The sequence below is a fragment of the Pirellulales bacterium genome, from assembly GCA_035939775.1.
Taxonomy (GTDB): domain Bacteria; phylum Planctomycetota; class Planctomycetia; order Pirellulales; family DATAWG01; genus DASZFO01.
Map to the genome: position 1 here is coordinate 61,291 of DASZFO010000354.1, position 23,004 is coordinate 84,294.

The 23,004-nt window shown below is 61.0% G+C and carries 19 protein-coding genes; 5 read left to right on the forward strand and 14 right to left on the reverse strand.

Annotated features, from left to right (window positions below; genetic code table 11):
- The first annotated feature begins 17 nt into the window (after positions 1-17).
- Positions 18-947 carry a right-handed parallel beta-helix repeat-containing protein gene (locus VGY55_23175; GenBank protein HEV2972889.1) on the forward strand — a complete coding sequence of 310 codons (930 nt, stop codon included), beginning with the start codon at positions 18-20 and terminating at the stop codon, positions 945-947.
- A gap of 3 nt (positions 948-950) precedes the next feature.
- On the opposite strand, the gene VGY55_23180 is transcribed toward VGY55_23175, so the two are convergent.
- The 7 genes from VGY55_23180 to VGY55_23210 form a co-directional block, all read right to left on the reverse strand.
- On the reverse strand, positions 951-1,655 hold the full coding sequence (locus VGY55_23180) for an ABC transporter ATP-binding protein (GenBank protein HEV2972890.1): 705 nt from the start codon (positions 1,653-1,655) through the stop codon (positions 951-953).
- A gap of 60 nt (positions 1,656-1,715) precedes the next feature.
- Positions 1,716-2,945, reverse strand: coding sequence for an ATP-binding cassette domain-containing protein (locus VGY55_23185; GenBank protein HEV2972891.1), 1,230 nt, complete (start codon positions 2,943-2,945; stop codon positions 1,716-1,718).
- Between the two features lie 14 nt (positions 2,946-2,959).
- Complete coding sequence (locus VGY55_23190; protein ID HEV2972892.1) at positions 2,960-4,138, reverse strand: branched-chain amino acid ABC transporter permease; 1,179 nt, start codon at positions 4,136-4,138, stop codon at positions 2,960-2,962.
- Positions 4,135-5,160, reverse strand: a complete 1,026-nt coding sequence (locus tag VGY55_23195; GenBank protein ID HEV2972893.1) for a branched-chain amino acid ABC transporter permease — start codon at positions 5,158-5,160, stop codon at positions 4,135-4,137. The genes VGY55_23190 and VGY55_23195 overlap by 4 nt, the downstream gene beginning before the upstream one ends.
- 10 nt (positions 5,161-5,170) lie before the next feature.
- Positions 5,171-6,526 carry a branched-chain amino acid ABC transporter substrate-binding protein gene (locus VGY55_23200; protein HEV2972894.1) on the reverse strand — a complete coding sequence of 452 codons (1,356 nt, stop codon included), beginning with the start codon at positions 6,524-6,526 and terminating at the stop codon, positions 5,171-5,173.
- 79 nt (positions 6,527-6,605) lie between these two features.
- Positions 6,606-8,108: a DNA recombination protein RmuC gene (gene rmuC / locus VGY55_23205; GenBank protein HEV2972895.1), complete on the reverse strand. Its 1,503-nt coding sequence runs from the start codon at positions 8,106-8,108 to the stop codon at positions 6,606-6,608.
- Positions 8,109-8,135: 27 nt separating this feature from the next.
- On the reverse strand, positions 8,136-12,176 hold the full coding sequence (locus VGY55_23210; GenBank protein HEV2972896.1) for a hypothetical protein: 4,041 nt from the start codon (positions 12,174-12,176) through the stop codon (positions 8,136-8,138).
- Positions 12,177-12,448: 272 nt separating this feature from the next.
- Between VGY55_23210 and VGY55_23215 the strand changes: the two genes are divergently transcribed.
- Positions 12,449-13,921, forward strand: coding sequence for a PQQ-binding-like beta-propeller repeat protein (locus VGY55_23215; protein HEV2972897.1), 1,473 nt, complete (start codon positions 12,449-12,451; stop codon positions 13,919-13,921).
- Positions 13,922-13,987: 66 nt separating this feature from the next.
- On the opposite strand, the gene VGY55_23220 is transcribed toward VGY55_23215, so the two are convergent.
- The 7 genes from VGY55_23220 to VGY55_23250 form a co-directional block, all read right to left on the reverse strand.
- Positions 13,988-14,809: a formylmethanofuran dehydrogenase subunit C gene (locus tag VGY55_23220; GenBank protein ID HEV2972898.1), complete on the reverse strand. Its 822-nt coding sequence runs from the start codon at positions 14,807-14,809 to the stop codon at positions 13,988-13,990.
- Between the two features lie 17 nt (positions 14,810-14,826).
- On the reverse strand, positions 14,827-16,491 hold the full coding sequence (locus tag VGY55_23225; protein ID HEV2972899.1) for a formylmethanofuran dehydrogenase subunit A: 1,665 nt from the start codon (positions 16,489-16,491) through the stop codon (positions 14,827-14,829).
- 9 nt (positions 16,492-16,500) lie between these two features.
- On the reverse strand, positions 16,501-17,793 hold the full coding sequence (locus VGY55_23230; protein HEV2972900.1) for a formylmethanofuran dehydrogenase subunit B: 1,293 nt from the start codon (positions 17,791-17,793) through the stop codon (positions 16,501-16,503).
- Positions 17,794-17,813: 20 nt separating this feature from the next.
- Complete coding sequence (locus VGY55_23235) at positions 17,814-18,026, reverse strand: hypothetical protein (GenBank protein ID HEV2972901.1); 213 nt, start codon at positions 18,024-18,026, stop codon at positions 17,814-17,816.
- Positions 18,027-18,046: 20 nt separating this feature from the next.
- Entirely contained in the window at positions 18,047-18,397 is a 351-nt protein-coding gene (locus VGY55_23240) for a helix-turn-helix domain-containing protein (protein HEV2972902.1), read from the reverse strand.
- Positions 18,398-18,399: 2 nt separating this feature from the next.
- Positions 18,400-18,699 (reverse strand): type II toxin-antitoxin system HigB family toxin, encoded by a 300-nt coding sequence (locus VGY55_23245; GenBank protein HEV2972903.1) that lies wholly within the window; start codon positions 18,697-18,699, stop codon positions 18,400-18,402.
- Positions 18,700-18,804: 105 nt separating this feature from the next.
- Positions 18,805-19,617, reverse strand: a complete 813-nt coding sequence (locus VGY55_23250; GenBank protein HEV2972904.1) for a sugar phosphate isomerase/epimerase family protein — start codon at positions 19,615-19,617, stop codon at positions 18,805-18,807.
- Between the two features lie 439 nt (positions 19,618-20,056).
- On the opposite strand from VGY55_23250, the gene aroF reads away from it, so the two are divergent.
- From aroF to VGY55_23265, 3 genes are all read left to right on the forward strand, one after another.
- Positions 20,057-21,070 carry a 3-deoxy-7-phosphoheptulonate synthase gene (aroF, locus tag VGY55_23255; protein ID HEV2972905.1) on the forward strand — a complete coding sequence of 338 codons (1,014 nt, stop codon included), beginning with the start codon at positions 20,057-20,059 and terminating at the stop codon, positions 21,068-21,070.
- A gap of 5 nt (positions 21,071-21,075) precedes the next feature.
- Complete coding sequence (locus VGY55_23260; protein ID HEV2972906.1) at positions 21,076-22,446, forward strand: cytochrome c; 1,371 nt, start codon at positions 21,076-21,078, stop codon at positions 22,444-22,446.
- Between the two features lie 167 nt (positions 22,447-22,613).
- Positions 22,614-23,004, forward strand: a 391-nt coding sequence (locus VGY55_23265; GenBank protein HEV2972907.1) for a phosphomethylpyrimidine synthase ThiC, incomplete at its 3' end; no start/stop codon positions are given.

Here is a 23,004-nt window from a genome sequence, read left to right on the forward strand (position 1 = left end):
GTCCGGGAATCCAAGCCATGCGAACGATGCGAGTCGCCCTGATTTCGTTGGCCACGATCGGCTTCGTCATTTTGAGCGAGGCGGCCGCCAGGGATCTGTTTGTCAACAATTCGGCCGGCGACGATTTGTTCGACGGCGGGTCGCCAACGAGCACCGGGGTTGGCCGGGGTCCGGTGCAGACCTTGCGGCAAGCGTTGTGGCTGGCGAACACTGGGGACCATGTTTCTCTGGCCAACACCGGCGAGCCGTATCGCGAATCGGTCACGCTATTTGGGGACAAGCACAGCGGTTATCCATCGCGCCCCTTCATCATCGACGGCAACGGCGCCAAACTCGATGGTTCACTGGGCGTGCCGCCCGAAGCTTGGCAGCACGACCACGACGACGTGTTTCGCTTTCGCCCCGAGCGGATGGCGTATCAACAGTTGTTTCTCGACGGACGCCCTGCGGTGCGCCGAAGCCTGACGTCGACGACGGGCGGCTTGCCGGAATTAAAACCGCTGGAGTGGGCCATGACCCGTGGACAAATTTATTTTCGTGTCGAGCCGGACCGACTCCCGGATCAATACAATCCCGCCGACACCAATTTGACCGTCGGGCTGACGCTCTACAAAGTCGAGCACGTGGCGATCGCCAATTTGTTCGTTCAGGGTTTTCAGCTTGACGGCATCAATTTGCAGGACGTGCGGTCCCCGTGCACGCTGACTCAAATCTCCGCCCGCGGCAACGGACGCAGCGGGATCGCGGTTTGCGGGGCATCGCGAGTCGCGATCGACGCCTGCTTGGCGGGCAACAATGGCCAGAGCCAACTTCATCTCGAGGGCCCGAGCGAAACCCACGTCGAGAATTGCGATCTCATCCCAAATACCGGCCCGAAATGGACCAGAGGGTCCGACAGCCGCTTGTTTGTTGACGGAAAGGCAACGGATGACAGGATGACAAGGTGAGCGTCACTCACCGAGATACGCATCTTTTATCCGCTGATCGGCCAGCAGTTGCCCCGCCGGGCCGGTCATGGTGATTTGACCGGTCTCCATTACGTAGCCGCGGTTGGCGAGTTTGAGGGCCATTCGGGCGTTTTGCTCGACGAGGAGCACGGCGATGCCGTCTTGATTCAGGCGGCGTATTACGTCGAAGATCTTGCTCGCGACCAGCGGGGCCAGGCCGAGCGACGGCTCATCGAGCAAGAGCAGCTTTGGCCGCCCCATGAGCGCGCGAGCGACGGCCAACATTTGTTGCTCGCCGCCCGATAAGGTTCCCCCTTGTTGCGCGGCGCGCTGGCGGAGGATCGGAAACAAATCGAAATTGTGCTCCAGATCTCGTCGAACGCCGTCATGGTCGCGGCGGGTGAAGGCGCCCATCTGAAGGTTTTCAAGCACAGTTAGCCGCGGGAATATCTTCCGCCCTTCCGGCGAGTGGCAAAGTCCGAGCCTGACGATCTCGTGCGCTGGAAGCGGATGGATTTCGCGGCCATTGAACCGCACGCGGCCGGATCGAATGCGGTTCAGGCCGGAGATCGCCATGAGCGTTGTCGTTTTGCCCGCGCCATTGGCCCCGATCATCGCGACGATCTCCCCCTCACGGACCTCGACCGAAATGCCTTTGAGCACTTCGATCGGCCCGTAGCCGGAATGCAAGTTTTCGATTTCGAGCAGTGGCATTGCGAGGGAGCGGTGGGGTGAGAGGCGAGGGAAGTACGATTCACAAGGCAATCCTCATTCAGTTGAGCCGCTTTCTTCCTTTCCGAGATAGGCCTCGATCACCTTCGGATTGGAGCGGACTTCGGCCGGAGTTCCTTCTGCGATTTTGACGCCGTGGTCGAGCACAGCCAAACAATCGGAAATGCCCATGACCACCTTCATGTGATGCTCGATCAGCAGCACCGTCACGCCGCTATCGCGAATCCGCTTGATGAGCTTCATCAGTTCGGCTGACTCGGTTGGGTTCATTCCGGCCGCCGGCTCGTCGAGCAGCAGCAATTGCGGCTTGAGTGCCAATGCCCGAGCGATTTCCAATCGCCGCTGATCGCCATAGGCCAGCGACCCGGCGAGCGCACCGGCCTTCTCCTGTAATCCAACGAACCCCAGCCCGTCGAACGCGCGGCGCACCGATTCGGTTCGTCGGGCGATGCGGTCGACGGCCACCTGAACGTTTTCCAGCACGGTCATGCTCGTGAACAGGCGGATATTCTGAAACGTCCGGGCGATTCCACCCGCGGCGATCACATCCGGCGTGCGGCGGGCGCGGTTCCAAACTACGTATGTTCCAGCCGTTGCCACGATCAAGCCTGCGACAAAAGCAATCCACTCGACGCGCAGTTGGGATTGGCGGGCGCGAGCGACGTCGGCGAGCATGTCCGAATCGGCCGCGATTCGCCAGCGGTCGGCCGCATTTGGCAATGATTCAAGCGAAGTCGCGCCCGCAACGACGGGGTCGAGCAACGAAGCCAATTGGCGAGCATCGCTCCGTCGCTTGGCAACGCCAAAAACTGGTCGCGAATCATTCCAGGGAACCACGGCCCAATTTGTTCCCTTTCGTTCGACCGCAAGATCCCCGCGCAAATACCCACAGAAATCATGCCAGGCCTCGGTCGAAGAAAACGGCGCCGACCGATCTTGAAGATTTCGTTTGATGGTCGCCCGCCAAAGCGCGTTGACATCGACACTAACCAAAAGGGCCGCAAAGCTCGTCAGGATTCCGACGGTACCGCACAGCAAAAGCGTTTTCAAACTAAAAGGACGACGCAGCTCGTGGCCCTTGAACTCGATCTTACCTTCGGTGGGAGTGTAGATGCCCGTGATCGCATTGAAGACCGTGGTCTTGCCGGCGCCATTCGGGCCGATTACGGAAAAGATCGAACCGACCGGCACTTCGAGGTCCAGATCGCAGACGGCGGTCAGCCCGCCGAACCGCATCGTCAATTTGTCGATTTTGAGCAATGCCATGCGAAGTTTGACCGCTACTTTGCGTGCCCCATATCGCCAATCTCGTGATCCGTCGTGCTGAATTCATGTTGCACTCTCCGCGACGGGAGCAGGCCTTCTGGCCGGAAGCGCACGATGAGGATCAACACCAGGCCGAAGATCATCAGTTTCCAGTTGCTGAACGTCAGCAAATACTGAATCTTTCCGACGGAGGCCCCATGCGGAGGAAAGCTAGCCGGAAAACCTGTCGAAAACCAATCCACGACGCGATCTCTGAAGCCTTGCACCCACTGGTCGAGCAACCCAGCGACGATGTATTCGTAGCCTTGCAAGAGCAAGACTCCGAGCAGCACACCGCGAATGCTCCCCAGCCCGCCGAGGATGATGCAGCACAGGGCTGTGATTGAAAGCGGGAAGCCATACTCGTGGGGATTGGCCGTATTGGTGAGCTTGGTCGCGAACAGACAGCCAGCCGCGCCGGCCAGAGCGGCGCTGAGCGCGAATGCCGAAAGCTTGACGCGCGGGGCGTTGATCGCCATGCACGTGGCAGCCAATTCATCCTCGCGAATCGCAACCCAGGCCCGGCCCAATCGCGATCGCTCGAGGTGTCTCAAGAACAGCACGATCCCGACAAGGATCGCCAGCGCAAGGTAGTAGAAGAGGCGGTAGTCGGCGAAGTCGGGACCCAGCTTCAATGCCTTGAGAACGCCTACCGCCGCCGCGGGCACTTTGGGAGGCGGCAGCGGGCCGAGCGACTGCATGCCGTTGGTGATTTCTTCAAGATTCCGCAAGGCGACCTTCACAACCTCGCCGAAGCCTAGGGTCACGAGGGCGAGATAATCGCCTCGCAGCCGCAGCGTCGGCGCGCCGAGCACCAATCCCGCGATCGCAGCCCCGATCGTTGCGAAGAGCAGTGCCGGCGCAAAACCGACGTGAAAGGGATTGGTGCCGAGCATCAAGATTCCAGCGATGTAGGCCCCGATGCCGTAGAACGCGCCGATTCCCAAGTGCAACAGCCCCGTATAGCCGACGACCACATTCAGCCCGAGGGCGAGGATCGCAAAGACAAACAGGTCCGTGAATCGATCGCCGATGGCGCTGCTCACCGCCCACGGCAGGCACACGAGCGCAATGAGTGCGACGACCTCTGCGATCTGCGCGGTCGGCCATTGCTTCCGCAGCCCCGGTGAATCGTTCAGCGCCGGTCCACTCATACTTTTTCCCTCGTTCGCTCGCCAAGCAAACCAGATGGTCGGAATACGAGAATCAGAATCAAGATTCCAAAAATCAGCGCGTCGGCCCAATGCTCGCTGACATAGGCGCTCCCCAGCGACCGAACCAGGCCGATCACTATCCCGCCGAGCACTGCTCCAGGAATATTGCCAATCCCGCCGAGCACCGCGGCGGTGAAGGCGTAGAGGCCGTTTTGATATCCCATCTGGAATCCAATCGTATTGATATACAGGCCGTAGATCACGCTGGCCACGCCTCCCAAACCGCCGCCGATCAAGAAGGTCGCGCCAATCACTCGATCGACGTTGATCCCCATCAATTGAGCGGCGACCGGGTTCTGGGCCGTGGCGCGCATCGCGCGGCCGAGCCGGGTCCGTTTCACCAACAGGGTCAATGCAATCATGATCGGCACGACGATGGCGACGAGCAACAGATCCTTAGCCGTCAATTGCAAAGCGGAGTTGCCCAGCAGATTCCGCCCGGAGACAAGGCTGGGAAAGCTCAGGTCCGCCGGCCCGCCCCAGAACTCGCCGAGGTTCATGAAGATGAACGACACGCCGATCGCGGACACCAGGGGGGCCAATTTCGGAGCATTTCGGAGCGGTTTGTAGACGAGCCGATCGACTGTCCAATTCAAGCCCGCGCAAAACAGCGGAACCAGAACTAGCAACAAGCCGATCCCTGCAATCGTTGCGGCCGCTCCGGCATGTTCCAAATCGAGCCAGCCTACCAGCGTCCAGGCGAAGAACGCCCCAAGCATGAACAAATCGCCATGGGCAAAATTAATCAACCCGATGATCCCGTAGACCATCGTGTATCCCAGTGCGATCAACGCGACGAGCGCTCCAAACGTCAAACCGTTCAGGCACTGTTGGAGAAGGAAAGCATTCTGCGGCAGATAAACCGCCAGCCCGCAGCCCGTCGCGAGCAAGCCGGCGGCGTAAAACAGTGTTCGCGACGAGAATTGACGACGACGATTCTGTTTGTTCTCGACCTGTGGCACGGCGACAAGATCACTGTCCGAGCATTTTGACGAACTTGAATTTGCCGTCGTGAACGAGATTACCGCTCAGCTTTTTCAAGGTCGTATCGCCGTTCTCATCGAACGACCAGGTGCCCAGCGCGCCGTGAAAATCCTTGATTCCCAGACCGGCGGCCACAATCGCCGCCCGGTCTTTCTTCCCGGCTCGGCGAATCGCCGCCAATGCGACCTTGCCTGCCTCGTAGCCGTAAATCGCATACGCTTCCGGCAACCGTCCGAATCGTTTTTGGTAGGCGTCGACAAACTCTTTCGCCGGTTTGTTCTTTTCAATGAACTCTTTGTCGGCGTTTTCAAATGCTTCGGCCGGTAGACCACCGAAGGTGACGTAGCAGCGATCGTTGACGTTTTCCGGTCCGGCGGCTTCGATAAACGCGGCTTCCATGCACCCGTCGGGAACCATCAACTTGGCGCTCATTCCGACCGCCACCAGGTCTTTGGCGATCTGTCCTCCCTTGGTTTGCGTCGTGCCGCCGAAATAAACCAGATCGGGATTCTTCGACTTGATCGTGGTCGTCAAAGAACGAAACTCGAGCGCCTTGGCATCGATGCTGTCGTGCCCCACGACAGTCAACCCGATCTCGTCGCAGCGGTCCGCGAACAGTTTCGCGAGTCCTCGGCCGTAAACCTCGTTGTCATCGAGCACGAAGACTCTCTTGACTCCCAACTCCTTCGCCCAATCGGCGCCGAGCGGGCCCTGCAAATCGTCGGTGGGCACCACGCGCACGTAGTTCAACTTACCCGTCGGCCGATAAACTCCCGGCTCGCTCGGATTGTCGGGATTGGGCTTGGTGAGCCAGACCGCCGTGTTGGCGGGGCTGATCATCAACAGGCCGGCCAGATTCAGGATCGGCATCGAAATCTTAGCAGCGCCCGAATTGTAGGGGCCAATCAGGACCATCACGTTGGGATCGGCGGCGGCAGCCTTGGCGTTGGCCGCTTCCTGCTCCTGGGTCCATTCGCCCGCTGAGGCGGTGGCGTCGTCCATGTCGCGATAGTCGATCTGAAGGTCGCCGACGCGGCTGTTCACCTCGTCGAGCGCCATGCGTATCCCGTTGACAATCGTGTCGGTCTGCTGCCGGGCATTGCCGGTGCGGGGAAGGCTCGAGACGATTGTGATCTTCGTCGGGTCGCCACCAGTGGGCGTTTCCGAAATCTTGGCATTGTTGTCCGTTTTGCTCGAATCGATCGACGCACTGCTGGTTGCGATCGATCCGCTAGACGCCTGAGCGCCGCCGGGATTCTTGGATTGCGCATCGCCGCACCCGGCGGGCGCCATTGCCACGGCCAGAAGCGTCAATTCAAGCCAAATCAACCTGCGGAAATCCATCGACTCACCTTTCGAATGCGCTGTGACCATCGGCCCGCATTCTATGGTCCGCGGCGGGAAACAGTCAATCAGCCGACATTCACTCTTCGGCGGTGTCGATCAAATTCGATTGTTTGACCGTGGCTGCCCCTTCTTCGATGGCCAGAATCGCGGCCGCCGACTCGGATGGCGGAAGCAATTCGACCCGCTGCAATTTGCGCGTCGTGTGGTCGAGTTGCTGCATGTCGGGGATCTCCTTATCGCCGCTGGCAGCACCTAGATCGCGAAATTTACGGGCGCTGGAGAGCACGCGAGTCTCAAGGGTCCCGACCGATTCGTTATAGGCCCTGACCGCTCCGTCCAAACTTCGGCCGAGCTTGATCAGATGGTCGCCGAGCGTCGATAAACGATCGTACAGCGTCTTTCCAAGCGTGCTGATCTCTTCTGCATTGCGTGCGAGCCGTTCCTGCCGCCAGCCCAACGCAATCGCCCGCAAAAGCGTGATGAGCGACATCGGCGTGGCAATCATCACCCGCTGTTCGACGGCCGCCTCGATCAACGTCGGGTCTTGCTCGCGCGCGGCATCGTAGAACGATTCGCCAGGGAGAAACAGGATCACGAAATCAACCGGCGACTGGAACTGTTCCCAGTACGATTTCTTGCTGAGGCTGGCGACGTGGGCCTGCACTTGGCGGGCGTGCTCCTTCATCTTCTGCTGGCGCAATGAATCGTCCGTCATATCAAGCGCTTCCAGATAAGCCGCCAGGGGCGCCTTGGCATCGACGACGATATTCACCCCTCCCGGCAGATGCACGACCATGTCGGGGCGCAAGCGACCCTCTTCGGTCGTCTCGCTGACTTGCTCGTGGAAGTCGCAATGTTCAAGCATTCCTGCCAGCTCGACGACCCGCTTCAACTGAATCTCGCCCCAGCGGCCGCGGATGTTTGGCGCTCGCAGGGCCTTGACGAGGCCGGCGGTTTCAGCGCGAAGTTGCTTCTCGTTCTCGACGAGCGATTGAATCTGCTGGGTCAGGCCGGCGTAAGCGCCGGCTCGATTCTTTTCCAAGTCCTGAATCTTGGCGTCTACCTTTTCGAGCGACAACTTGACCGGCTCGACGATCGCGCCGATTGCCTGCTGCCGCTTATCGAGATCTCCTTTCGCGGATTCTTGAAACGATTCGAGAGCGGTCTTCGCTAGATTCAGAAACGACTGATTGTTGCTGGAAAGCGCCTCGGCGGCGAGGGCCTTGAACGCGTTGGTAAGTTTTTGCTCCGCTTCGCTCAACATCGCGAGTTTCTCGGCGGCCTGCTCCCGCTCCTTTTGCAGCGTCGTTGCCAACAACACTCTTTCTTGAGCCAGGCCCGTCAGCTTCTGCTGTGCATCGAGGTAAAGCTCGTTTGCCCGCTCGGCCGCCGTTCTGATCTCGACGATGGTTTGTTCTCGTCCTTCGAGCCGTTCGACGAGCGTCGCCCGCTCCGCCTCAACGGCGCCGCGGGCTCGATCGGCCGCCTGCTCGATCTTCCCGCGCAGCATGATCCAGGTCCCCGCAGCCCCCAGCGCGATTCCGACCAACAGCAGCAGAATTGGCAACGCGTCGTTCATTGTGAACACCAGTCCATTTTTGGAATCTCACTCCGCCTTTTCCAACCGGCGAATTTCCCAATTGGTCAATTGTTCCTGGATGTGCTCCCAACTGAGCTGGATGTGTGGTCGTTTTCCAAGCGACGCCACGGCCTCCTCATCGCGGTTGCCGGGCCCGCACGAGCGCTCGATCTCGTCTTCGATGACGGCGAGCCAATCCGGCAGATCGAGCCCAGCGCCAGTCGGTTCCCTGGCCAATTCGCTGGCCTCGGATTCCAGAATGGAAAAGGTCTTCGGCGGCAATCCGCGGCGCGCTTCCTCGGCGGCTGGCCGGACTAGCGCCCGCACGCGATCGATGGCCAGCGGCCGAATGAAACGCTCTCCTAAACGGTCGGCGACGGTTGAAAGCCGCATCCCGTACTTCTTCTGCAGCTCTGCCAATCGCCGCAATTGCTGATCGGCAGTCGCACTCGTCTCCTTGGCCATGGCGCGGCACCACAAGCGTGCTGCCGCATCGTGCCCGCGGCGGACGAGGACTTCGTGCACCATCGTCACCGGCCGCAAATTCCAATGAATCCGATCATAGGCCGCCTTCACGCGGAGAAAATCCAGAAGCGTGTAGAGCAATTCACCTTGGTCGGATTGCGTGGTCGTGGCGTTGTAGTCGCGATACTCTGCGTAATTCTCCATGACCGCTTCGATCACGATCCCCAGATGCCGGCGGGCTTGATTGCGCGGCAAACGGTTATCGAGGTCGGCGATCAGCCGCAGATTCTCCTGCGCTTCGGGATCGGTTGACAATTGTTCGAGCCAAGCGTCGATGCCCTGATGCATGATGGCCCGCAGGTTGCCAAAACCAAAGAAAGACTGAGTGAACACATCGCGACCGTAGTGCTCGATAAATGCGACGAGTTCGTTCCAATCCTTTTCGCTCGCTACTTTTTCCAGCGCCGAAAGCCGTAGCGTATGGCTGTGCGATCCCCATTGCGGCAATAGCGATTCAGTGACCTGTTGCAGGCAATCGATCAGATCGGCATCGCTCGAGTCTTCGTCAGAGTCGGCGGTCGACGACCTTGGCTCGTTGCCGATCGACCAGCCGGCCGACGAATCGACGACTGTTTCCACAATCGCTTTGAATCCGATTTCGAACAAACGGTCAAACTCGGTGACGGCGCCGGGACCGAGTGGATGATCGCGTTCCATCGCGCGCGCCGTCTGAATGAGTTGACAGGTCTCGCGCAGCATGCCGAGTCGCGGAAGTCGGCTCAGCAACTCGCGGAACATTTGCTGCAAACCGCGCACGCTGGCAATTTTCTCGGGTTCGCCCCCTTTTGCCAGTCGCACGTAAAGCAGCGGTTGCTGGCGTATCGCGGCCAGGAAGGGCGCCCAATAACGCCGTGCGGCCGCTTCATCGGCCACGAGCGCCGCCTCCCAAAGTTGGCTTAGCGGATCGTCCTCCGAGGCTGTCTCTCTGCTCCGCAGTTCCCCCGCCGTGCGCGCCCTGTCGCGTGACGAGATCGCGGCGGTTAGAAATTGCGTCGCGTCGTCCATTGCGAGGCACGTGGCAATGATCTTCTCGGAGAGCGCTTCCTTCGCGCTCATCCGACGATCGAACTCGAGCAGCGATTCGTAACCCGACGTGGGGTGCGGAATCGATTGTGACGCCACGTCGGCGGCCAAGTGACTGAGCCGTCGACCGTTTTGCTTCGCTCGCTCGCGCCAACCGGCAAGCGAATCGCCGAGCGCCAATTTCGCGGCGCCAAGCGACAACTCCGTTACCGCCACTTGTTTCCAGAGCTGGGCCAAGGTGCTCAGGAAAGCCAGCCGCCGCGCCAGCCGATTCGATTCCCCGTCGAATTCATAGTCGGTTGATTGTCCGCCGCTTTCGAGCATGCTCCCCTCAACGCCGTCGGCCGTGCTGTCGCGATAGACCATTTCGTCGTAGGCAGCGCGGTAAACGTCGTCCTTATTTTCGTCGTCGTTCGGCAGGTCAAAGTCGGCCTGAGCCGCGTCCTCACTCGCCTCGCGGGGGGACGCGGCCGATTCCATTTCTGGCACCTCCCAATAAGTCTCCGCATTGGCTTCAAGAAAATCGAAGAACCGACCAACCAATCGGCAACCGTTGCCGGCCGCGGGCGACCGCGCCGGTTGTTTCCGCCCGCATTGAATTTCGTCTGGTTGTGCCGCGGCAAGGGCCATTTGCATCCACCGCAGCGCCAGCGCATGAAACGAATGCGGTCCCTCCTCAAGCCGCACGCGTTCGGCATGTCCGATCCAATGGACGAGCAGGGCCATCGACGCCGAAAGGTCCTGCTTTTCCAGGAGCGCTTCGACAACCCAGGCATAGGCCTGCGGCGAATCGAACTCTTCGACGTGCGGCCTCCAGAAATTGAGATCGCCGCCGCTCGCTCCCGCCCTGTGCCACGCGGAGAGCGCGTCGGCCACCTTCTTTGCCGCGGAATAGGCCTCGCGACCGGAAACCCAGCGCAGGCCCGAGATCGCCGCACTGGCGAATTGGTCCCACCATTCGGCTAGTCTGAGGATATCTTGGGGAAGTCTGCCGAGCACTGCCACGTCTTGACCGGCCGCGGCGTGGTGCCAAAGTCGAGCCTGAGCATTGAAGACCTGCTCCATCAATTCGAGCAATTCGTCGACGCGCGGATCGGGAATGCTGTTTTCCACGGCTGGAAACAGGCTGAATTGCCCGCCGAAACCGAGAATGTTCCAAGGATCGACGATCGCTCCGCATTCGATCCCGCGATGCAATAAATCTTCGATTTGCGTGAGGCAGGCCATCCCTTCGGGTAGCCGGCCGCGCTCGGCCGCTCGATGGGCGGCGGTCACCAGGCAATGGATCTGGCAAACGATCCGCGCCGAAACGGCTGGCACGATTTGCACCTGCCGCAGCGCCGCGCCGGGAAAGCCGAGCCGCGCGAATAACTGAGCCAAATGAACATGCTGCATCTGCAGCGCGCGCCGCCGCGACAATTGGGCGTTCAAATGCTGCCGCGCCGCGGCGAACGGCTGATGCAGCGCCGCCGCTTCGGCGCGGAGCCGGTCTCCATGCGAGCCGCCAAGCCGCTGGAAAATATCTCGGTAAAACGCGTCGCGATAGGCCGCGATCTGCGGCAACAGAGTGCCGAGCGTGACCGAAGAATCGTGAGCCTGCGGGCTGTTGCCGCTCGTGCCGGAGGCCATTAAGATAATCCCCGCCAGAACGGTCGCCGCCTCGAACAACAACTCGTCGCGCGGCACCGATCCGGCTGCCTCGACCCGCTCCAACAAGGCATCGAGCGTGACCTGTTGCAATACGAACCGCCGGTAGCGTCCCTGGCGATCGAGATGATGTGGGTCCCATTGACCGAAATGGTAATTCGGCCGCTTGTTGACCGGATGGTTGAAATCGTAAGCGCGTGGGTCGAGCGCCAGTTCGTCGAGCAGGGCCGGATCGAACCAGGCCGCTTCGAGCACGCTTTGATCGGTGCACCGCAGAAGATCGAGCGCCATGGCCACCACGTGATGATAGCGCCCGACCGCCACGCCGGCGCCGGCGATAAACAGCGGCACCGGTCGGACCCGCTCGTGCGGATACGGTTCGATCCTCTGAGACGAGTGCAGCACGGCGACCGGCCGATGGCCGATAAAGTCGTTAAGCCGCAACAGCGCGCCGGCGACAATTCGCTCGGTCTCGTCCCAGGGAGGCCCTTCCGCCAATACCGCCTCCGCCACGCGGCCGACGAAGAACGGTCGCAGCAAATCGCCGTCCGGTAGGTGAAACAGCAGATCGCGATGGTGCTCGTGATAGGCAGGCAACACGTGCTCGAAGACCAACCGCAGCAAGCTCCTGGCTTGCTCGGGATCGGCAAACGGCGCGGAATGGCCCGTCAAGGCGGTCAACTCTTCCGTCAGGCGGCGATACAGAACATTCGCCGATTCGCCGGAGGGCGTTCCGGCGTTCTCGATCGATTCGAACAGCACGTTCAGATTGCGAAGAAACCGCGGGTCCGGCGTGCCGGACGAGAAATTCAGGTAGCCCAACACCTCCTGCCAGATTTCCGTTCCATTCGCGGCCGGGTGATGGTCTACCATAGAATTTGTTATGCGAGAAAAGCCGCTCCGACGCAACCCGTGATCGTCCATGGATCGCCGATCGCACTACGCGAGAAATAGTTACCAAAACGCCCGGCCGGTGATTATGATGAAGGGGCTTGCTTTTCGCTGGATTTTCTACGAACCCTTACAAAACTGCCTGGAAGAAAGGGGACAGTCCCCTTTTGTTCCCGACCATCGTGGCGATGGTGCCCGCTCCACAAAAGGGGACAGTCCCCGGCGTTTTGTGCCTCCTTGGTGCAGGTGCTGACATGCGGATGAGAAGCGGATTGCCGCGTTATTGCGCGGGCCTGTTATTGCCGATCGGGTTATTAGTCTGCGGGGCTTGGCGCACGGCGCGGGCTGTTGAGGCGGTCGACCTGGTCGTGCCGCAGATGACCGCCGAGCGGCATGGATTGACGCGGGCGTGGTTTACGCAGATCCCCGGCGCCGGAGGCCGCGCGCACGTTACGCACGTCGTGCAGGACGACGGGATGCTCTTCGTCCAGACGAGTTCGGCGATGCTGTTCGCGATCGACGCCGAGACGGGGAGGGTCGTTTGGTCGGCGCAGGTGGGCGAGCCAAACCGTCCCACGCTGCGCCCTGGGGCGAATGGCCGGGCGCCGGCCGAAACGAATGAAAACGCGGCGGTCGAAAAGCTCTTCGACAAGGTCGATGCCAGCAGCGAACGAGAGATCGCGAAGCGGCACGACAAGGTCGTCGCCGTCTGCAACGGTTCGACGCTTTTTCTGCTCAATCGGTCCGACGGCAGCGTCTACATCGATCCCACGAACAACATCCAGTGGAAGGTCTTACTTCCCGGCACGCCCGAGGCTGGTCCGCTGGTGACTGACGACTCGGTCTATGTGCCGATCGTCAACGGTCCGGTCGAGGTTTATCCAATCACCGACTCGGGGCGACCGTTGAAGATGCTTTCGACCTCAGGACACAGCGAAGCCCCGCCGGTGCAGGTCGTCGATCGAATCGCGTGGGCGACGGACAAGGGAGTGCTTCAAATCTCGCAGCTCAAGACCTTGACGATCGAGCATCGCATCGAGACGACCGGACCGATCACCGCCAGGCTGACCGGCTTTGCGACGAAGATCTTCGCCGGCTCGATCGATGGCTATCTCTATTGCGTCGATGCGACAACCGGCGAGGTTGAATGGAAGCTCACGGCCGGCTCATCGATCCGCGAAAGTCCAGTTGCGATTCCTGATCCGCACATGGGAGCGGCGTCGCGCGGCGCGGTCTTTGCCGTGGCGGATGACGGAGGGATGTTCCGGACTTCGATGGTCGATGGGCATCAAGACTGGTTCAATCCCTCGCCGCGACATTTTCTTGCGGTCAGCCCGACGAAGGTATACGCGCTCGATGCCTTCGGGCACATGCTCGTTTTGAATGCCATGACTGGGGCTACGATCGACTCCGTGCCGATGCCTGAGGCGGTGCTGCCGGTGTTGAACAATCATACCGATCGGGTGATTCTTAGCAGCGATGTCGGCCTGTTGCAATGTCTGCGTGAGCCGGAATTGACCGAACCGCGAAATTATGTCGCGCACAAGGTCGAGAAGCCCGCCGAGGCCGCCGCAGTTGCCAAGCAGAAACCGAAGTCCGCTGCCGAGCCCGACAAGTCGAAGGCCGCGCCGAAGTCGGCGCCGTCGGCCGACGAAGCACCGCTGCCGACCGACGCGGCGGCGCCTGCCCCTAAGGAAAAGGCACCGGCGCCGAAGGCTGCGAGATAGGCCGCAACGCGACTCAACGGCCGACTGGGTGCGCCGCTGAAAATCGTCGAATGAACGGTTCATCCGTCACGAGATCATCTCGCGGACGAGGATTTCTCCCTTGCCAAGGCGCAGCAGATCGCCGTGGTAGGAGAGATACTCGCTGTCGAGGAATTGGTCGGCGCCGGTCATGCCAATGCGACACACGTAGTTAAGCAGCAGCCGCATGAATTGGGGCCGCCAACGGTTGGCTCGACGAAATGTCAGGGGCAGTTCGGCCGGCGCCGTGAAAAGGCCAATGGTTCCGCGACGCATGCCGAGTCCCGGCCGCGGCCCGCACCGGCCAAAGACCAGGGCCGTGCCAGCCACCATATTCAGTCCGAGGGAGTCGCCTGCTGCGCCGCCGACCACGATCAGCCCGCGCCGCATGGCGCGGCCAACCTCGTCGCCGGCATTCCCAGCGATGAGCAATTCTCCCCCCGACATACCGCGTCGCGCCGCTGCGGGGGATCCGCCGGCGAAATCGCCCGCATTTCCGGCAACGTGAATCCTCCCGCCGCGCATCTCGCGGCCTAGCCAGTCGCCGGCGTGGCCCATCACGTGGATTTTTCCGCCGCTCATTTCCGCTCCCAGTTGGCGGCCGACGTCGCCTTCGACGCGGATCGTTCCGCTCGTCATTCCCGCGCCGATCGCGTGGACACGCGATAGATCGCCGACGAGATCGATTTCTGCATCGGACGGATCGCCGGAGACCGCAAACAGCTCCGCCAAGGGCATACGGTGATTACCGACGAGGACCTCGCGCCGCTCGATTTCCTCGAGTCGTTGGTCGCGCGCCCACTCGGGCGTTATCCCGGCGAGGTCCACCGGGAGCGTCAGTTCGGCGCGATGTTCGAAGCGAAGCGGCATGTTAGGACCCGGAACGACTATCGCGGTTCTCCGCAGGCAATCGTTGCATGTTCTCCGAGGTATGCATCGGCGACAGCGTAATTCCGAAATCGAATCGAATAATGTTCGTCGAACCAGCGGCCGATGTGCGGCACAAGCGCTGCGTCAAAGTCCGGCTCGACATGCAATGTCTTGCCGAAAACTTCGCGGCGAAGTTCCCCGTATTCGACGATGACTTCGCCCGCTTTGATCACATGCCGCGGCAGTTGGAACATCCGTTCGATATCATCGTCCGGGGCGTAAATCGTAATATCCGCGTCCGCGCCGGGCGCCAAGTGCCCCTTATGCGCCAATCCGAGCAGCCTCGCCGGCGCAGCCCTTGTGATGATGCAAATCTCGCCGAGCGTGTACTCCCTGTCGAGATGCGACAAGAGCGATCGCTCGCGGACAACGGGATGAACGGCTCGCAGCGCGTCGACGCGGGAGCCGCGATCCATCAGAAAGCGAATAATCCGCGGATAGGCGAGAAACGAGCCACCGTTGGGGTGATCGGTGCTCAGGGCGATCCGCCACGGATCGCGGGCCAAGAGGAACCATTCCAGGCCAATCGCCCATTGCCAGGCATTGATCAGGTTTTTGTTCTTATACTCGATCGGCACGATGCCGCAGCCGGTCTCGCATTCGATGTCGTGGCTGTACCATTGCCGGCCGTGGAGGCGGCTCAGAAAATGTCCGACTGCGCTGTCGGCAGTCATGCTCGTCGTGCGCCCGAAGACAACCTGGCCGACGTCGAGCGATAGGTTCGCCTGCGAGTTGAAGTAATCGGCGAGCGGTTCGACCTGTGAGCAAAACGTCGTGGGCTCTTCCGGACGGCCGCCGTAGCTGTGGAACTGAATATGCGCGAGATGAGCCGAACGGCCTTCGAGGCTCCGCATCGTCTCGAGGGTCGTCGACCAGTTTCCGGGCATTCCCAAGTTGTTCGCGTGGATGTGCAACGGATGCGGCAGTCGAAGTTCGGCGGCCGCTTGCGCGATAGCGGCGATGATCTGACGCGGCGAAATATCGAAGCCCGCCAGCTTTTCATCGAGGTCCGCAAGCGGGGCATTGCGTCCAGCCTTCCATGCCGCGACGCCGCCCGGATTGACGAGCTTGGGGGCGAAGCCCTTCGCGGCGCCGAGCAGCCACGCGATCAATCCCTTGACGCGCTGCGGCTCGCCGTCGCGGATCGCTTCGAGCAGATATTGGTTGTTGCCGATCAAGATGAAGCAACCCTTATCGATGCAAGGGGTGTCGGCTAGTTCGAGATGGGCGTGGCGTGCCGTGAGAGGAGCGATCGCGGCGTCGAAGGCAGTCGTGTAGCCTAGGCCGGCGTATCGGTGGCCGGTGATGAACGTGGTTGGGGTGCTACCGAGCGCGCCCGCTCCCGATTCGTCCGCGCGGAGAAGCGACGGCCGATCCGCCGCCGAAAGCATTCGCCGCGCGGCATTCACTTTTGGGCCCGCAATGTGGCAGTGCATGTCGACGCCGCCGGGCATGACGACAAGACCCGCGGCGTCGAGCGTTCGTTCCGGCCGAGCCGCGGGATCGCTTGGCGGCACCACGATTCGCGCGCCGTCGATCCATAGATCGCGCACGGCGCCATCGATTCCATTGGCCGGATCGTAAAGCGTTCCGCCGGTGATTTTGAACAGCGATGATCGCATGGCCACGAATCAGATGTGTTGAGTTCCGCGGAGCGCCGCCGCCAGCCGGCGAAGACCTTCGTAATCCGTCGGGCCGCGCGCCGGAACGACCGGACGAAGCGCGAGCGGCACCCCATCCATGCGAAAGACCGTCCCGCCGGATTCAACTCCGATGGTCGCTATCGGGATCGCGACTTGCGCGGCCTTCATCGTCGGCGTGTCTTGCCAATCGAGCGCGATCGTCGGGATTGCATGGAAGCGCTCTTTTGCAGCGGAATTCCAGTGGCTAAGCGGGTCGTCGCAAATCACGAGCGCAGCGTCGATTTCGCCCGATGCGAGTAGGCGTTCCGCGGTGAATTCATCCGGATTCGAGCGGGGGCCGCTATGCGAAAAGTCGATTGCAGTCGGATGACCGGTTCGCCAAGCCAGCACATTTTCCGCGCCGACGACATTTCCACCTGATCGCAAACCAAGCGAGACGAAGCGCGTGTGCAGATTGAGGTCGCAGACCAGGGCCGCTAGCGCTCCGCACAGCCGTCGCGCCGCCGGAGAATCATTCGACTCAGCGGCAATCAAAACGCCGAATCGCGCATTCTTCATCCTCTCCAGCAACACTTGCCAGACGGGCAACGACACGCCGGTTCGTTCGACGATCATTGCCGCATCCAAATTGATGCCTTTGGCGATCGCTCGAATGACGGCAGCCGCCTCAAAATCCGAACCCGCGCGAATCACAATTCGCCGATGAGCGATCGCGGAGGTCGCGCTGGCTCGCGAATCGACGACGATCAGTTGCGATTGAGGCGAAATCGGACCGTAGCGCTCGAAGAATCGCGGATGCGTCGTGATCGGATCGACGCCCCAGGCGACGATCAGATCGGCGCGGTTGCGAATTTCGCCCAATGTGCATGTGACTTCACCTATGGTCTGCAACGCGGCGAGGGATCCGCGGCTGGCCGGCGTGTCGATCACCCCACGGACTAACTCGGCGATCTCGACCGCGGCCGCCTGGGCATCGCATGTCGCGCGGCTCAGGCCGTAAATGAGCGGATAGCGAGCCGCGATGAGCATTTCCGCAGCCTGGCCCAAGGCGTCTTCGTAGCTGGCCGCGCTGCCGCGAACGCGGCAACTCGGCGGCTCGACGCGCCGATCCGCGAGAAACCAGTTTCGAGCGATTTCACACGCGCCCTCGGCCGCTGCCACGCGGCCGCTCGTGACGCTCACTTGTAAATCGTCGCATACGCAGCCGCAAAACGGACAAGGAACGTCGGTTACGATTCGAGAAGCATTGTCGCGAACCGCCGGAAGGTTCTCGTCGGTCATCGTGGGCGACTCGCCGGGTCTCAAGATAAACTCGGCGCTACGAAGGAAGCGACAAACGCGCCGACCCCGACTGCCGAGATCGACGACCCCGACACGTCTTTGAAGAACAATAGGTAAAAGACAATGGCGGCTACCACCACGAAAGTTGCGCCCCCGAGTCTCGCGAGGATCGGCGTCGCGAGATAGCGTCGGTTCGAGCCGACCATTGACGTGATCTGGGAAATGACTTTCATGGCCATTTGATCGTCGTCGCCTAACGAATCAAGACCTCCGCGGGAATACCCAACCCATCGTGCAGCCGGCGAATCATCGGTAATGTCAGGGATCGTTTGCGGTTGAGCACTTCGGCCACTCGGGCCCGGCTGCCGATCAAAGGTTCCAGGTCTCGTCGCGAAAGGCCGCGCTGCTCCATAACAAACCGGATTGCCTCAACCGGGTCGGGCGCGTCGATGGGGAAATGCTCCTGCTCCCATTTGTCGACGAGCGTCACAAGCACATCCAAATAGTCCCCTTCCCGCGTGTTCGCTCGGGCGTCCATCAACGTGTCGATCATCGCCATCGCGCGTCGATAATCTCGATCATTCTTGATGGGTTTGATTTCCATGGCTAGACCGCTCTCGCATCGATCCCATCGTATTCCTCATGAGTGCCCACAAACCGAATATACACGACATGATACGGGTAATTCACGCGCACAACGAGCCGGTATTTGTTCCCATCTATATTGAATACAATCCGATTGTCGCCGACGAAGCTTGCGTTTCGGAAATCAGCCTTGACATCGCTTGGACGACGCCAATCCGCCTCGACCGCAAACTTATACCAGGCTCGCAGTGAATGTTCAGCATCGGCAAATTCAGGAGTCTCCCAAAACCGCCGGAGCGTCTTTCTTGCGATGACTCTCAAATTCGGTCCAAGTCCAAATCAATTATGGCATGGTCCCGTTTTGGGAGCAAGCCCTTCTTCAATCGTTATACTCAGCGGAATCATCACCGTCGAAATGCTTACCTTCTAGACTGTCGTCGGAATCAGCCGCTCGTAAGCCGCCTTCGAGTGCCGCAGCAATTCGCGATAATCGGTCGCTTCGATCTCCTGGCCGATGAGTTCCACGTCGTAATCGCCGTCGTAACCGGCGGCAGTGAGCGCCGCGATCACTTCGGAAAGCGGCACGACGCCGTCGCCGAGTCGAGTGCGGTTTTGGTCTTGGTCAACTGGCGTCGTGCCGTCGGCCAGATGCACGATTCCGATCCGCCCTGCGAACTGCGGCAACGACTTGAGCGCCGCCCGCTCCGCGCCGAAGTGATAGGCATCGAACGCTAATTGCACCTGCGGGCTTCCGACTGCTTCCATCACCGCCAAAACATCTCCAAGGCACGTCAGGAATGTGCAGTCCGCCGCGCAGGCCGGGTGCATTGGCTCGATCGCCAGCGTCACGCGCAGATCCGCTGCCAGCGGAGCGAGTTCGCGGATCGCGTCGACAAATAGCCTTCGAGCGTGATTAAGTGTGTGACCGGCGCGGCCGCCGCTGTAGACGATGAGAGAACCCGCCTTGAGGGCCGCGGCGAGCCGAATCGCCTCGGCCGCGTCGGTTATGCTGTCGCGAAACGAATGGCCGTCGCTCCCCGTGAAGCCGCCCGCCCACAGCAGGTTCGACACAGGCAGACCAGTCTCGGCCAGCAATTCGATTCCTTTCTCCTCGCCGTAGTCGGCGAGCTTTTGCCGCCAGACGCCGATGGCCGGAATTCCCGCGGCGCGATATTGGGCGACGTCTTCATCGAACGACCAGCGATAGGTCGTCATTTCGTTCATCGATAGCCGAGCCATCCGTGCTTCTCCCATCGGCCTGCTGGACGCGTGCAATCGTTTCTTGGAACCCCTGACAAAACCGATGGCGAGGAGCGGACTTTCCCCGTTTTGCTCCGCCGACCTTCGCGACAATAGTGCCCGCGCAAAAAAGGAGACAGTCCCCGCCGGTTTTATGACGGATTCGTACCGGTCGGCTAGTATGGAGAATCGCGAGGGAAGTGTAAAGAAACGTTTTTCTCGCCTTGCAATCGGCACCGGCCGATGGCAGAATTGACGTTATGAACAGTTCCGCGATCCAGTCTTGGTTTTGGTGCTTCAGCCCGCCGGATCGCGGGGCCGGTGGAGGTTTTTGACCTCGAACCATGCGATAGCAAACCAAGCCCCGAGATCCGGACAACCGGCTCTCGGGGTTTTTTTGTTGTTCCGACCGCCATTCGCCCAACAAAGGAACCTCGCCGTGATTGTCGTCATGAAACAAGACGCGACACCAGCCGACGTGCAGCACATGATCGAGCGCATTGAAAACATGGGCCTCAAGCCGCACGTGATCGTCGGCACGGAGCGAACCGTGATCGCCGCCGTGGGGGACGATCGCAAGACCCATAAGGAGTCGCTGGAAAGCGGCTCGGGAGTGGCCGAGGTGTTGCCGATTCTCGCTCCATACAAAGTCGCTAGCCTGGAAGTGAAGAAAGAGCCGACCGTCATTCGCGCCGGCAGCTTCACGGTCGGCGACAAACACATCGGCGTGATCGCCGGGCCGTGCTCGGTCGAGAGCGAGAAGCAGATCGTCGAAACGGCCCGCGCCGTGAAAGCGGCCGGGGCGACGGCCCTTCGCGGCGGAGCATTCAAGCCGCGCACCAGCCCCTATAGCTTTCAGGGATTGAAGGTCGAAGGCTTGCAAATGCTCGCCGCCGCCCGCGATGCGACCGGCTTGGCGGTGGTGACGGAAGTCGTGGCGACGGAGGACTTGCCGGTGGTAGCCAAATATGCCGACGTGCTCCAGATCGGCGCCCGCAACATGCAGAACTATCGCCTGCTCGAAGCGGTCGGACAGCTCGACCGGCCGGTGCTCTTGAAACGAGGCCCCAGCGCGACGATGGAGGAGTTGCTCTTGGCCGCCGAATACATTCTCAACGGCGGGAATTCCCAGGTCATGCTCTGCGAGCGCGGCATCCGCACGTTCGAGACGCACACGCGATTTACTCTGCCGCTGGCCACGGTCGCCTATCTGCACGCCAAAACGCACCTGCCTGTGGTCGTCGATCCAAGCCATGGCACGGGGCACAGTTATCTCGTGCCGCAGATGGCGGCCGCTAGCGTCGCCGCCGGGGCCGACGGCCTGATTATCGAGGTGCATCCCGATCCGGAGCGGGCGATGAGCGACGGCTACCAATCGCTCAATTTCGATCAATTCCGCACGACGATGGACCTTTGCCGCAAGATCGCCGCCGCGTTGGGCAAGGAGTTATGATGCGAGTGTCGACTTATCGCCTACTGATCGCGTTTGTCGCGCTGCTGAGCGCTTCACCGGTGCGCTCAGAAGAGTGCGCGGCACGCTCAAGAGAGTCGCCGGGCGAACGTGGCTATCGGCTGCTGCTTGAGAAGCCCTATCTCACACCCGATTTCGATCAGCAGGTCTTCGACGAATTATGGAAGACTTGGGAGGAGCCGCTGCGATCGAAGGCTGAGAAGGCCGTGCCCGACGAACGCCGAAACATGGCGTATTCGCGATACGGACTTATCGAACGGCCCGACGATCCGCGGCACCGCCCGTTGCAATACGTCGTCGACGAGCACGGCAATTGGACGATGAATTGTCTGGCTTGCCATCAGGGAAAAGTGGCCGGCCGTGTCTACCCCGGCGTGCCGAATTCGCTCTTTGCGCTGGAGACGCTCACCGAGGAGGTCCGCGAGACAAAGCTCCGCATGAATAAGCCGCTGGCGCGAATGGAACTCGGCATGATCTTCATGCCCCTGGGGACAACCAACGGTACGACAAATGCCGTGATGTTCGGCGTCGCGCTGTTGGCGTTTCGCGATCCGGATTTGCACGTCGTGCCGGGCTTGCCGCCGCCGCTGACCAATCACGATCAGGACGCGCCGGCCTGGTGGAACTTCCATCGCCGCCGCTCGCTGTATAGCGACGGGTTTGCGATGAAGGGCCACCGGGCGCTGATGCAGTTTTTGCTCGATCGACAGAACTCGGCGCAGAAGTTTCGCGAGTGGGAAAACGATTTCAAGGATGTCTACGCATGGCTCGATTCGCTGACGCCGCCAAAGTATCCTTGGCCCGTCGACGGGGCGCTCGCCGGCTCGGGACACGAGCTGTTCGACGCGCATTGCGCTCGCTGCCACGGCGCGGCCGGGCGCGATTCGCGGTATCCAAACAAAATCATCCCGATCGAGACAATCGGCACCGATCCGGTGCGTCTGAACGCGTTGACGCCAGACATGCGAAAGGCCTACGGCGCGAGCTGGTTCGGCGAATATGGCAAGCAGCCGATGGTCGCCGACCCGGGCGGCTATGTGCCGCCGCCGCTGGACGGAATCTGGGCCTCGGCGCCATATTTCCATAATGGCTCGGTGCCGACGCTTTGGCACGTGCTGCACCCCGCCGAGCGGCCGAAGATCTGGCTCCGCAGCGACGATGGTTACGATCAGAAGCTCGTCGGCTTGGAGGTAGAAACGTTCGCCACGTTGCCGCCGCCGGCCCGCGCTTCGCACAGCGAACGCCGCCGTTATTTCGACACCACTCAGCCCGGCAAGAGCGCCGCAGGGCACCCCTTCTCTGACGAACTGAACGAAGACGAGAAGCGCGCCGTGCTGGAGTATCTCAAAACGATTTGACAATTGGCCTCATACCGATACGATGAGCGCTTGCGGTAGAGTTTGAGCCGCTACCGTCGTTCCACGGCACCAAGGAAGCCGCGGAACGCATTCTGCAAGCCAACCTCCATCCTCATCGCCTTGGCGTCCTTGGCGCTTGGCGGTTCAACACTCTTCCAGGTCTTCCGATGACACAAATCGAGCTTGCCCGAGCCGGCCGGATCACGCCGGAAATGGAATTCGTCGCCCGCCGAGAAGACCTCGAGCCCGAGTTGATCCGCGATGAAGTCGCTCGCGGCCGGATGGTGATCCCGGCCAACAAGGTCCATCTTCAAAAGCGGCTGGAGCCGATGGGGATCGGCATCGCCGCCCGCACGAAGATCAACGCCAATATCGGCAACTCCGCGGTGACGAGCAACGTCGATCAAGAGTTGGAGAAGCTGCACACGGCAGTCCATTTTGGGGCCGACACGGTCATGGACCTCTCCACGGGCCGCGATATCGATCATATTCGCCAAGCGATCATCGACGCCTCGCCCGTGCCGATCGGCACGGTGCCCATCTATCAAATGCTCGAAG